This window comes from Duncaniella freteri (assembly GCF_004766125.1).
GTDB lineage: Bacteria > Bacteroidota > Bacteroidia > Bacteroidales > Muribaculaceae > Duncaniella > Duncaniella freteri.
In genome coordinates this window covers 15,671-27,558 of the sequence record NZ_SJSA01000005.1, presented here as the reverse complement: position 1 = coordinate 27,558, position 11,888 = coordinate 15,671, and the positions used below count along the sequence as shown (strand labels likewise).

Genomic DNA, 11,888 nt, shown 5'->3' with positions numbered 1-11,888 from the left:
GTATTTGTCGCCGTCGGCTTCAATCTTTTTGCCAGCGTTCAGCCATAAGAGAAGCCCCGACCGCGTGGTTATATTCCGCATAAAGGTAATTGTGGTTATATTGGTTGTTGACTTTTTCCACGTCGCGGCGGAACTGCTCAAAGGGCTTTATTTCGCCGGTGTCGGTAGTGAGCGACAAGCCCACCTCGCGGAGCGTGTGGTAAGCCTTGAAGCCGGAGAAAATAAAAGCATTGTTTTCGAGGGCATGGCGCACCGTTTCCGGCACCTCATAGGAGACGCCGGAGGAAATGGCGCGGTTAATCTGCTTGAGAGTCTCTGCGATGAGGCGGCGCGCTTCGGGGGTGGAAAGTTGCGACGCGTCGAAGCCACCGGCATTATAGACCATGCCGGCAGCGTCAAAAAATGCCGTGTCGTCAAAATCGGGCTTGTCTGGCGCGTCTGCGAGTCGCAGGAGGTCGTCGCTATACAAATCGCCCAAAGCGGCGTTAAACGCGAGATATGAGCGCCGCAGCCCGGCCACTCCCAGAAGCGACCGGGTGCGGCTCAGTCGAAAAAACGGTCGGGCTGTGTTTTGGCTTCGCGCGGAGACTCCACCGGGATGCCGAGTGTTTCGGTGATGTGTTCGCCCGGCACGTTGAAATATTCAAGTACGAGGCGCAGGTTTTCGCGGTTTTCAGCCGGAGAGAACGCGGCGGCATTGTTCCACTGGAAGCGCAGGCCCTTGACCGGGAAGCCGTGCAGGACCATGAGCGGGAGGAGCCGGCCGTTGATGATGTGGGCGCACATTGTGGCGTCGCTTTCGGTGGTGCGCTCAAAAATTTCAAGGTGCACTTCTGACTGCGAGAGCGAGGAGCCGGAGTCAATAGTCATTGTTTGATTTAACACCACCTTAGACAGTTCGGAGTTACAGCGGTCCACGCGGCGGTCATAGACGTTGTAAGCGTCGCCGCGGCTGCTTTCCTTAATTTCAATTTCGGTGCCGTCGCTCGCCACGATGTACTGAGCCGCGCCCATGTCGCGCAGAGACGCCTCCACCTTTGCGCGCTCCGCTTCGTCGAGAGAGTTAACGCGGGCTATGCGCATAGGCATACCGAAGATCTCGCCGAATACGTCCCAGTAGGCCAGCATATTTTTTTTTGCTGATACATGAGGGGGCGCACTTCAGTAGCAGGCCGAGGTCTCGCGGCTTGCCCACTTCCACGCACCAGTTAGCCACGTCGCCCTCACGGTAGGAAATGCCGCCGCGCCAGTCGTCGCCGGGGGAGCGCACGACAACCCCATATTCAGGGATGACATGCTTACGCGGCACAAGCTCCACATTATTGAAACGGAGCGGGCCGCCGTCGCGTATGATGTCGCCCAACTGTATGAGGGTCGGCCCCCAGTAGATAGAATCCAGACACAGGCTGAGGAAATCGGCGAACCACTCACTTTGCAGCAGTTCGGTGGCGGCGGTGTTTTCCTTGCCGTTCTGGTCCACGAGGCGGAAATCTTTCTGCAACACTTTGCCCTTGCGCTGGGCGATACAGCCGGAGAGGTGGGCGTCGAGGACGCAATCGGCGTAAATATCATAAAGGCGGCAACGGTTTGGGTTTTCGTAGTCGATAGCCATTTGGTTAGCGGCTCGCCAGTCGGCAATGTCCTTTTTGTCAGGGAGTCGGACTGCTGCTGGAGCATTGCCGAAATCTGCACCCCCTTTTTGGAGGCGACGGCGCGCGCCAGCGTCTGAAGCTGGGAGCGTGTGGGGCGGCTGAAATAGTCGCGGATGTTATCTAAAAAATTAGCCATTGCGGTGAAATGTCAAGTTAAACGAATATTGCCGGCAGAGTCGAGGCGGAGCGCGCCCGGGGCGGCCAGACGCAGGGAGGGAGCGACAACGCGCAGCTCAACAGTCTGGTAAAAGCGAGTGCCGAGCGTGGGGATAACATGCACCTGGGCGACACCCGGGCGGAATGGCAGCACACGCCCGTCGGGCTCCACTCCGGCAGCTCCGCCGAAAGCCTGAAAAATTACATTTTGAAGCGCACCGGCGGGAAGCACCCGGGCGCGGATATATTGGGGCACGTCGTTGCCAAGAGTGACAACGCCCGGGCTGATGACGCGCAGCCCGTCGGGAATTGGCGCGGCTACCTGTTCGGCACGGTCGGGCACGGCTTCGAGGCGTTGGCGGCTCTGTTCTGTAAGCTCACGCTCGGCATTGGTTGCCGTGGCAGCGTTGCGGGCGTTCTCTGTGGCTGTTTCTGCGGCCCCTGTGGCGGCTTTTGAGGCTTGGGTGGCAGCATTGCAAGTCTTGACCGCTTCGGACGATGTGTCGGCAAGTTTTTGCGCCTGTTCGCGCACCTCATTTGCGGCGGTGTCTGCTTTTTTGGCTGCTGTGTTGGCGAGGTCGGCGGCTTCGGTCGCCGGCTTTTTCAGGATCTCAATCTGTGTGGGGGTAAAGTCGGCCCATGTGAACGGGTCGCCCTTGTCGCCTTTGAGGGCGGCCAACTGCTCCGGCGTGAAATCCTCATAAGTGAACGGCAGGCCGCGGGTGTATGCCGCCAACAGGTCGCACTCCACGACGCCCGGGGAGTCGGTGGCGAACTGCCAGAGCTCTACGCCGGGGTCGGCGGGGTAATATACATTTTGCAGGCCGTCGGGCATAAGGTCGTTAATTAGCTGCAAATGCAGTTCACGGCGCAGCGTGCCCTCACATAAGCCGTGATCCTTGAAAATGACAAGCAGGGCGTCACCGTCGGGCAGGCAATTTTTATAAGCGTCACCGGAGCGCGAGGCCGTGAAAGTATGGCCGTGCTTAACTGTATATGTCAGCACAAAGTCCACCCCGTCGGGGAGTGGCACGATTTTGCCGGCAGCGTCGCGGAAGCGCTCACGGAGGACAAAGTCGCTTTTGTAGTTTATATGTCGTGTTTCGGTTGCCATTATGTGAGTCTTAAATTACCTTTGCCGTCGAGACGTAGCGCGCCGGAGGCCGTGAGACGGCAACGCGGTGGCACAACATCGATGCAAAGTGTTTTGTAAACCGATGTGTCGGAGGTAGCCACGGCATTGACATAAGAGCGGCCGAGACGCAGCGGGGTGATGAAGCCGTCGGGCGAAACGTCGAGGGCTTGGTGGTCGCCCATGCAGAGGACAGAGCCGAGGCCGAAGCTGGGGAACAGGCGGGCGCGTATCTGCTGGCGCACGGGATTGGCGAGCGTTACAGTACGGGGCGCGCTGATGATGTCAACACGGAGCGGAGCCGCGAGGCTCTGGCCGGATAGCTGGGAGATGAGCGAGTCGATACGGGCGCGGGCGGCTTCGGACTTTTGGAGCTCCGCGCGTGTGTCGGCTGCGGCAGTGTCAGCCCCGGCGAGCCGTTTGTCGATGTCGGCCAAAATCTCCGGGAGGTTGACCGATAAAAAGAGGCTGACGGCAGCGTTGATGTCGTCGCAGGCTTCAATGAGGCCGCAGAACAGCTCGCCAACCTGACGGGCCGACACGGTTTTAGCGGCCACCGCGTCGCGTATGGCCTGAGCTTGAAGCAGCAGCGCGGCCGTGTCAAGCTGCTTGAGGTCGTTTTGGGTGAGTGGTTCCATTTTGAGGGATTAAAAGAGTTAAGAGAACACCTCGTCGAAAGGGTCCTGAAAAATTCGTGTAAGTTCGTTTTTGCTCTGAATGTTGAGCGGTCGGCCGGCGTTAAGGTCGGCGATCACTTCGTCGATTTTGTCAACCACAATGCCGACGTTATCGGGGTCGAACTTCTGGGCGACAGGCGGGCGGCGTGTTCCGGTCTGGTAGAGCAACTCCAGATAATCGGCGCGGGGTATGTCGGTGGCAGGGCTGATGTGTTGCACGGCATAGGCCGAGCGGACAGCCGGGGCCACAACGTCCTCGAGCTCAAAGATGAGCGGGAGGCCGTCGGCGAGTGTGGCCGTTATACTGATGTCGTTGCGCTGAGCGAGGGCGAACACACCGGCGACCGAGCCAAGCGCGATAACTGCGGCGTCGAGGAGTGTTTGACGGTCTGAAACAATAAACTGCATAGGCTAAGAGATTATAACCACCCCGTCGGGGGATAGTGTGAGGTTAGAGACAGGGAGGCCGCAGGCTTGCAGCATTTTTTTAGTGTTGCCCGGCCAGAACGGGTCGGGAGTGCCGGCGAGCATTAGGGGCGCTTCTGCACCGAGGAGGGGGTGTTCCTTGATGTCGCCGCGGAGGGAGCGGATGACAAATTCAGCAATGAAAGAGTCAGCCGGGGCGATGAGCGCGCCGGAGGGTGCGACAAGGAGGTCGCCGGTTGTTGTGTCTATTTGCAGTCCGTTCATTGCTTAATTTTTTCGTTTTCGTAATCACTGCGCTTTGTCAGCAAAAGGGTGTCGGCGCTCCAGTCGGCAGCGGCAGTTTTAAGAGCTGCGCCGCCGTCCTGAGCAACAGGGACCCAACCGGCCATAATACCCTTTAACTTGTTAATCTCGTTTTCGATTGTGTTAAGCCGCTTTGTGAGGTCGTCGATTTTAACAAGGCCGTTGAGTTTGCCACCGTTAAAAATTATATTGTCGGCGTTGATGTTGGCGGACATATTGGCGGTTTTAATACGGCAGCCGTCAGCGTCCATGACGGCGGAGGTGTCACCGATGACGACTTCGGCCTGTTTTATTTTCTCAGTGCTCAGAACCACCCCGGCGGCACCGTCTGCGACGAAGCCGACAATAACAAAACTGCCAACTTCCGGATAAAGCCAAAAGCCGTAATTCGCGCCCTGATTTGCTTGTAGATTGACACCGAGCAACGGGGCGCCCTCATTAAGCGGGGTGCAGTCGATTGTGCGGGCTTTTTCGTCCACGGCGTCCACGGTGCAGACCAGCGCGACAGTCTCGCCGTCGGTCTTTGCCAGTTCTCTGATGATATTTCGTAAATCTGCCATAACTGTTTATTTAGTCGCCGACACGCAGCCCGAGCGTTATTTCCTGACGGTAGCCGGACGTGCCGTATTTAATTACATTCTTTTTGACCTGATAGACTCCGGCTTTTTTGCCGTCGATAATTAGCCCGATAGCGTCGAGGCAGTCAACAAGCGAAGCCCCGAAAGTCGTAAAAGAGCCGGTGAGGCCGTCGCGTTTAAGGCGTTTAATTTCCTGTTCGGCCCACGCCTTTAACTCGCTTTCGGTTTTGTTGTAGGTGTGGAGCGTGCGGTGTTCGCCGTCGGCGTCGCCGACCTCAACTTTGATTTTTTTATTATCCGGCATAAGGCTGACCGCCTTAACGCGCAGGCGCATATTTTCAGCCTTTTGCTGCTGGAGGCTCTGGTCTGAAATGATGTTAAGCCCGGAGCGGAACACTTGCGAGGGAGTACTGTCGCGGTCAAAGAGCACGCCACAGTAAAGAACCGGCTCGCCGTTCTCATATCGGAAAAATGAGCGGATGCCCTGTTCTGATAATCTTCCGAGCAAAGCGGCCACAGTGTCAGCGGTGACACGATAAGCACCGAGCGACTGTTCGCCCATAACATTGAGCCGGTAAGTTATGCCCTGATCCTTAAGAAGCGTTTCAATAGTAACAGAGCGGTAGGCTTTTTTCTGTGCCGGCATTTGTTTGAGTTTGAACATATCATCCTCGCAGGTAATGACAACCGGAGTTTTGAAGCCTACGTCACGGACATAACCCACAAAAGCAAGCTGTAAATTACCGTTATATCCCAGATAAATACGCACGGAGTCGCCACGATGCACAGGAATTTCAGCCGAGCCGTTCCACTTCATTTTTTTAGGGAGTGTTATTTTGGCTTCGGCTGTGAGCTTCTCAGTGTCGCGTACAATCTCCACCGCCGAGACAAAGCCGATGTCCCAGCAGCGCTCGCCGGTTATCTCAATTTTAGCACACAGCTTAAACATGGGTTAAACGGTATTTAACGGGTGTTTAATAGTCGTATCTGTTTGGTTTCATAGAGCCGTAGCGCACCGGGTTGCGTGCGTCGTCCCCGTCCTCACTCTCATAGAGAGGTAAGTCGGGGGAGGCTTTGCCGGCTTGAATATCGCGAAGCCATTTGATAGCGTCGTTATAGAGACATTCCCGGCGTTCGTGTCCCATATTCTGAGGGAGACGGTGAACCATTAGCCAAAGGGAAATATTTACGGCGCACTGTACGAGCATAGCGTTACGCTCTGAGCCCTCAGAAGCAAATACCCGGGTCATATCGTAGCGATAACGCAGATAAGAACCGATTTGCTCCAGGGCGGCGGCTTCGGCGGTCAGGCGTGTTTCTTCGTTCTGTGTTATCTGCTTGAGCTCGTATTCGTCGCACACGCCCCGGTAGTCGTCAAGAGTCAGGAACATAGGCCGGAAGTTTTGGGCATAGCTTCATAAATTGCAATTTCGCGGGCTTTTTCGGCAGTCAGGCCGGGGAGGCGCTTTTGCCGGATCATTTTTTTAACGCCCTGCATAGATACGCAGACCGGGCGCCCATGAAGCACAAGCACCAGGAATTTTTTACGGTGGAGGTCAGCGGAGCGCTGAGCTTCACGGATCGCGCGTTTTTTGCGCCAGTCGAACAGGAGGGCGCGGAAGTATTCAAATATTACCATGATACATTTTTTGCGTTAGGTCGCAACCCTATTGAAGTGGATGAAACAATTTTCTTTTGTCGGGTATCTCTCTGTAAAATCCATATAGCGCCCTCGTCGGCGTCCGGTGCGTCGTCGTGTCCGCGCATACCCTTTTCAAATGCGAGGGTCTGGTCGATGCCGGCGAGCATATCGGGGTCGTCTCGCTGGCTCTCGTCGTAATAGACGAACCCACGCTCCCACAGTGGCGAAACAGCTTCAACGCGCTGGAACTTGTCAGGCTTTTTGCGCTTGTCGCCGGTCATTGGGAGCTGGTAGCCGCGAAGTTCACCCTCTCGCATAAATTCATCGAGGATGGTGTCCTGCATAAAATTCGCCTCCATGTACCAGCGCACGGCGATACCCTGAGCGCGCGCCCATTCGTAAAGGTCGTAACACCAGCGTACCATTTCGGCAACGGAGCACTGACGGACAAAAGCACGGAGGTGCCAGAGCTGAGTCCCGGCTTTCCCCCAGAGTTTCGCCGCCTTAAAGTCATTTTTGTTTGAGCCTTTGAAACTGGGGTCGATATAAAGCACAATTTCCGAGAACTTAGACCAGGCAGGGCGCTTACCCCAGCGGATCCACTCGTTGCGGAACACTGCACCCTCAATTATCGGGTTATTCATGTATTCTTTTTGAAATGCACGATAACCGGCGACGTCGGCAATTGCCTGCACTTCCTCCGGGGTCCATTTGGCAGCCCAGGAAATATCGCCGTTTTTGTCGTAGATGTTTACACGGGTAACGTGTACGCTCTTAATATCGCACCACTTCGCCAGCACTGAATTTTTGGCAATCATATTACCGACCATAAAGAAGCGGCCGCGCCCACCGTCGAGAGTACCGAACAGAGCCGAGCGCACCCAGTCGAACAGCTTAGAGACACGCGCCGGACTTTCCACCAGTTCGTCGTCGTCGAGGTCGTCAATAACGATGTAATCCGGACGGTGTGAGCGGTAGCGCAGACCACGCGGAGACTGACCGCGACCACGGGCAAAAAATGCGACTTCCGTCTGCGTTACAAATTCTCCCTCCTCCCAGGATCCGGCGTTGTACTGTTCCCCGAAATCGGCAATATAACGCTGGTTGTACTGTAACTCCGCCTGAATGTCACCCAACAGAGTTTTAGCGTTATCCTCAGACTTGCCGACGATGACCATAACGTTAATTTCGCGGCGTTCCTGACACATTAGCCACATAGGGACAAATACGTCCATATTGGTAGACTTAGCCGCACCACGATGCCAGACAAAACCGGCTTTGAGGTTTCGGTTGGCTTTTATCTTATTGGCCGCGTCAATGTGGAATTTAGCGCAAGGGGTAGCTTTCCCGGTTTCGGGGTTAATAGTCCAGTGTGGGAAATAGTAATCAACGAAAGCGGTATAATCAGAGCGCAGCCGGGCAATGCGCGCGAGACGCTGTGCCGGCGATTCTATGATGTTAATGGAAGTGGCAGCCTGCACCGTTTCGCAGTGCTGTTTCCATTCCTCAATCGCTTTTTTTAATTCCGCTTTTGTCATACTTTAGAAAGACTCTTTTAATTTTTCAGAGATGAAAAGGTCGTGATAATGGTTAATGGTTTTGAGCAGTTCCGGGGTGACATTCGGGTCGAAGCTCATACGATATTGCAGCCATTTGCTGAAAGCCATAAATACCTCTATAATGTCAACCACGGAAGTTTTTTTGTCGAGGCGTTCAACAGTGGCGGCAAACTTCACAAGTTTGTCAGCGCTGGCGGCTGTTTTCTCCGGGCTGGGGTCATTTGCCAAATCCTCCAGTAACACATTTATGGAGTTAAAAATTTTATTAACCAGTTCCTGTCTCGTAATGTTGGCGGCGGCTCGTGCCTGTTCCCAGCCACCCTCCGCAACCCATTTTGTGACAGTCTGAGCAGATACGCCGACTTTTTCAGCAATAGACTTCTGAGGCTCCCCCTGCATATATAGGAGGCGCGCGTGTTCGCGTTGCTGTTCGCGTTCCTTTTTGGTTTTAGTTGCCATTCATAATAAACCGAGAATTTAAGTTAACACCCACACTGCGGGGGCGTTTTCGATATTTCGCATTATCGGCGGCACCTCAGCATAGCAGGAGTAAACTCCGCTCTGCGTTCGGTTTGCACGATAATTCACACTGCAAAGTTGGGGTAAAAAAGTGCTATGGTAAAAAAGAGTGTAAAACTTTTACACTCTTTTTGTTAGGGTTGTGAACAATGCTCAACTTTGCACCGCTGAACGACTTAAATACATTCTTTGCATAGCAAAGCGGCAAGCCGATTAGCGGAGTAGAGCAGCCGGTAGCTCATTGGGCTCATTCCCCAAAGGTCGCAGGTTCGAGTCCTGCCTCCGCCACCAAGGTAAAAAAGATTAGGACAACCGCCCCGGGCACAGGGGACACACCCACCACCTCCGGACCAAGCCCCTAAGTGCCCCGGGCATTTTCTTTGCGAGAGTTAATATTTTAAAATACAAAGCGTGGCAAGCACGATAAGTGAAACGAGACAACTACAATGAAAGAAGTAATAATCTCAACTGAGGCAGTAAACAGCTACGGCACGCGTGTGCTGACTTCGGGCATAGACCTGGAGCAGTTCAAGCGCAACCCGGTTTTGCTATGGATGCACCGCCGTGCTTTCGACGGTCAGTCAATGCCTATCGGCAAAATTGACAACCTCAGAGTTGAGGAGGGGAAGCTGATAGGCACCCCGATATTTGACCAAAACGATGAATTTGCCCGGAAGATAGAGAGCAAATGGGAAAGCGGATTTTTGCGCATGGCTTCGGCAGCCCTGGAGCCTACCGAAGTGAACCCAGACCCGGCTTTAGCATTGGAAGGGCAGACACGTGCAACGGTGACACGGTGCAAACTTATCGAGGTTAGCATTGTGGATATTGGCGGCAATGATGAAGCCCTGCAACTCTGTGGAGCAGACGGCAAGCAGTTGAAGCTCGCCGCCGGTGAGGATGCCCCGACACTTCCGCTCTTGAAACTGAACGAACCCAAGCCCGCGCCGGAGAATGAACCCGGCGAGGGGGAGGAAATCAATAACAATAATAAAATAATAAAAACAGCGATGAACAAAGACCAGTTAATCCTCTTAGGACTTCCCGAGGATGCGTCCGACGAGCAGGTAACAGCCGCGCTCCAGCTGATGAAAACCAAGGCGGACAGCGCCGAAACTTTGCAGCTTGCGTCCGTAACTCAGTACGTGGATCAGGCTATTGCCGACAGAAAGATTTTAGCGGCGCAGCGTGAACATTACATTAAGCTCGGTAAAGCCGCCGGCGCAGAAATGCTCGCAGACACATTCAAGGCTATGCCCGGACAGCAGAAGCCCACCGACACACTGAACCTGAACAAACAGAGTGCCCCCGGTGCAGGTGAACAGCCTAAGAAATACACCAAGTTAAGCGAAGTGCCGCAGAGCGAACTCATTGCACTCCGCAAAGACCAGCCCGCGGAATATATGCGCCTGTATAAAGAAGAGTACGGCGTAGACTGCCCGCCCCTAAGCGAATAAATAAACCCTATAAACACAATCAACAACAGCAATGAAATCGAAAAGCAATTTTTTTAAGAAGCTGCTCGGCATAGTCAGCTGCATGATTATGGCCGTTGCGTTCAATGCCGCCGCCGGCGCTACCTGTGCTGTGGCAATCGGCTGCGCCCCTGAAACCGGAGCAATCGCCGGCAATGTTCTGGCACTTGCATTAGGTCAGGCAGCCCCCGCGGGTTCATTCCGTGCCGGTGTCCTCAAAGAGATATGGACCGGTGAGCAGATCAAACAGTTCCGCACCGCCCTGGAGTCGTGGGGCTGGCTTGCAAGAATCCGCAGTTATAACCAGTATGTAAATAACGACGTTATCCACTTCGTTGAAATCGGCGGTGACCCCACGGTGCTTGTAAATAATACCACCTACCCAATTCCTGTTACTGCTCTGGAGGATGCGGACAAGCCTGTGAGTCTTGACAAGTTCACAACCGAGGCAACCCCTGTGACCAATGATGAGCTGCACGCTATCAGTTACGACAAAATGGCAAGCGTTCAGGAACGCCACCGCGATGTATTGGTCGAGGCGTTCGGTCAGCGTGCAATACACGCCATTGCCCCGGATGAGAATAAAACCGGCGTGCCTGTGCTTTTCACTACCGGCGAAGCTGTAGAGGGTCGCAAGCTCATGACTTCGGCTGACCTTTTGGCAGTCAAAAGGAGCTTTGACAAAATGGGTATACCCAAGCAGGATCGCGTGCTGGTGCTCTGTTCCGACCATGTGAACGACCTGCTCCAGACAGAGCAGCGTTTCAAAGACCATTACAACATTAACCAGACCGAGGGCAAAATCGGCCGCCTGTATGGTTTTGACATTTACGAATATGACGGCACACCCTATTACAACTCGGCAGGTAAAAAACTTGCATGGGGTGCTGTTCCCGGTGCGACCGACTCGCAGAGCTCCGTTGCGTTCTATGCCGGCAGAATGATGAAAGCCGCAGGCTCAACAACATTCTACTGGAGTAAAGCCGAGAACGACCCTCAGAACCACCGCAACCTCGTTAACTTTGACCAGTACGGCATTTGTCTGCCTTTGTCTGAGACCAATTGTCGTATGGCAATAGTCAGCGCAAAAGCGTAAAAAACCTATGGCTACACTGAAACAAGGAAGCAGAGGCGCGGAGGTAAAAGCCCTGCAACAGCGGTTAAACCTCATACCTGACGGTATTTTCGGACCGTTGACCGAGGAAGCCGTCAAAGAGTTTCAGAAGCGTAAGGGGTTAACGGCTGACGGAATAGCCGGAGCGCAGACACTTGCAGCTATGGGCGCGACACCCGGAAAGCGCAAGGTCGATGAAATCATTCTGCACTATACGGCAACGCCGGAGGGTGAGGAGTTTTCAAATACCCGGATAAAAGCAAGCCATTTGGCGCGTGGCTTTTCTGATATAGGCTACCACTATGTTATCGGACTAAACGGGGAAATCCGCCCCGGGCGGTCCGAGGCAGTGGCCGGAGCGCATTGCACCGGACATAATACGCGGTCAATCGGTGTGTGTTACGTTGGCGGATGTCCGCCACGTAAGACCCCGAATTGGCAAAATATCGGGAAGGACACACGAACCCCGGCACAAGAGGCTACGCTTGTAAAGTTGGTTAAAGAACTTCTCAAGAAATACCCCGGCGCTACTGTTCACGGTCATAACGAATTTGCTAATAAACCGTGCCCCGGCTTCGATGTAAAAAAATGGCTCACAAAAGTGGGTATTAAACAGTAACAATATGAATTGTCGTGCCAGTGAGAGCAGAGCGGA

16 protein-coding genes and 1 tRNA gene are annotated in these 11,888 nt (G+C 54.2%); 4 read left to right on the top strand and 13 right to left on the bottom strand.

What is annotated here, in order from left to right; all coding sequences use genetic code 11:
• Positions 1 to 19 precede the first annotated feature (19 nt).
• The 13 genes from EZ315_RS16235 to EZ315_RS16180 form a co-directional block, all read right to left on the bottom strand.
• Positions 20 to 478, bottom strand: a complete 459-nt coding sequence (locus EZ315_RS16235) for a hypothetical protein (protein ID WP_135472948.1) — start codon at positions 476 to 478, stop codon at positions 20 to 22.
• A gap of 65 nt (positions 479 to 543) precedes the next feature.
• Positions 544 to 1,128: a phage portal protein family protein gene (locus EZ315_RS16825; RefSeq protein ID WP_242452645.1), complete on the bottom strand. Its 585-nt coding sequence runs from the start codon at positions 1,126 to 1,128 to the stop codon at positions 544 to 546.
• Positions 1,064 to 1,612 (bottom strand): phage portal protein family protein, encoded by a 549-nt coding sequence (locus EZ315_RS16820; RefSeq protein WP_242452644.1) that lies wholly within the window; start codon positions 1,610 to 1,612, stop codon positions 1,064 to 1,066. The genes EZ315_RS16825 and EZ315_RS16820 overlap by 65 nt, the downstream gene beginning before the upstream one ends.
• A 188-nt stretch (positions 1,613 to 1,800) precedes the next feature.
• Positions 1,801 to 2,922, bottom strand: a complete 1,122-nt coding sequence (locus EZ315_RS16225) for a hypothetical protein (protein WP_135469472.1) — start codon at positions 2,920 to 2,922, stop codon at positions 1,801 to 1,803.
• Positions 2,922 to 3,482, bottom strand: coding sequence for a hypothetical protein (locus EZ315_RS16220; RefSeq protein WP_135469470.1), 561 nt, complete (start codon positions 3,480 to 3,482; stop codon positions 2,922 to 2,924). Before EZ315_RS16220 ends, EZ315_RS16225 begins: the two co-directional genes overlap by 1 nt.
• Positions 3,483 to 3,596: 114 nt before the next feature.
• Positions 3,597 to 3,953, bottom strand: a complete 357-nt coding sequence (locus EZ315_RS16215) for a hypothetical protein (protein WP_135469467.1) — start codon at positions 3,951 to 3,953, stop codon at positions 3,597 to 3,599.
• A gap of 75 nt (positions 3,954 to 4,028) precedes the next feature.
• Positions 4,029 to 4,307: a hypothetical protein gene (locus tag EZ315_RS16210; RefSeq protein WP_135469464.1), complete on the bottom strand. Its 279-nt coding sequence runs from the start codon at positions 4,305 to 4,307 to the stop codon at positions 4,029 to 4,031.
• On the bottom strand, positions 4,304 to 4,906 hold the full coding sequence (locus EZ315_RS16205) for a hypothetical protein (protein WP_135469462.1): 603 nt from the start codon (positions 4,904 to 4,906) through the stop codon (positions 4,304 to 4,306). The genes EZ315_RS16210 and EZ315_RS16205 overlap by 4 nt, the downstream gene beginning before the upstream one ends.
• Positions 4,907 to 4,916: 10 nt before the next feature.
• Positions 4,917 to 5,873 carry a hypothetical protein gene (locus EZ315_RS16200; protein ID WP_135469459.1) on the bottom strand — a complete coding sequence of 319 codons (957 nt, stop codon included), beginning with the start codon at positions 5,871 to 5,873 and terminating at the stop codon, positions 4,917 to 4,919.
• Positions 5,874 to 5,898: 25 nt separating this feature from the next.
• A complete protein-coding gene (locus tag EZ315_RS16195; protein WP_135469456.1) occupies positions 5,899 to 6,315 on the bottom strand; it encodes a phage protein Gp36 family protein in 417 nt (138 codons plus the stop codon).
• Positions 6,306 to 6,563, bottom strand: a complete 258-nt coding sequence (locus EZ315_RS16190) for a hypothetical protein (RefSeq protein WP_135469453.1) — start codon at positions 6,561 to 6,563, stop codon at positions 6,306 to 6,308. Before EZ315_RS16190 ends, EZ315_RS16195 begins: the two co-directional genes overlap by 10 nt.
• Positions 6,557 to 8,104: a hypothetical protein gene (locus EZ315_RS16185; RefSeq protein ID WP_135469450.1), complete on the bottom strand. Its 1,548-nt coding sequence runs from the start codon at positions 8,102 to 8,104 to the stop codon at positions 6,557 to 6,559. Before EZ315_RS16185 ends, EZ315_RS16190 begins: the two co-directional genes overlap by 7 nt.
• 3 nt (positions 8,105 to 8,107) lie before the next feature.
• The gene (locus EZ315_RS16180) at positions 8,108 to 8,584 is read right to left on the bottom strand and encodes a terminase gpP N-terminus-related DNA-binding protein (RefSeq protein ID WP_135469447.1); all 477 of its coding nucleotides are present in this window, start codon (positions 8,582 to 8,584) and stop codon (positions 8,108 to 8,110) included.
• Between the two features lie 275 nt (positions 8,585 to 8,859).
• On the opposite strand from EZ315_RS16180, the gene EZ315_RS16175 reads away from it, so the two are divergent.
• The 4 genes from EZ315_RS16175 (at position 8,860) to EZ315_RS16155 (ending at position 11,852) form a co-directional block, all read left to right on the top strand.
• Positions 8,860 to 8,935 (top strand) — tRNA-Met (locus EZ315_RS16175).
• Between the two features lie 155 nt (positions 8,936 to 9,090).
• Positions 9,091 to 10,101 carry a hypothetical protein gene (locus EZ315_RS16165; RefSeq protein ID WP_135469445.1) on the top strand — a complete coding sequence of 337 codons (1,011 nt, stop codon included), beginning with the start codon at positions 9,091 to 9,093 and terminating at the stop codon, positions 10,099 to 10,101.
• A 31-nt stretch (positions 10,102 to 10,132) separates the two neighbouring features.
• Entirely contained in the window at positions 10,133 to 11,215 is a 1,083-nt protein-coding gene (locus EZ315_RS16160; protein ID WP_135469442.1) for a hypothetical protein, read from the top strand.
• 7 nt (positions 11,216 to 11,222) lie between these two features.
• The gene (locus tag EZ315_RS16155) at positions 11,223 to 11,852 is read left to right on the top strand and encodes a peptidoglycan recognition protein family protein (RefSeq protein WP_135471546.1); all 630 of its coding nucleotides are present in this window, start codon (positions 11,223 to 11,225) and stop codon (positions 11,850 to 11,852) included.
• Positions 11,853 to 11,888: the final 36 nt, after the last annotated feature.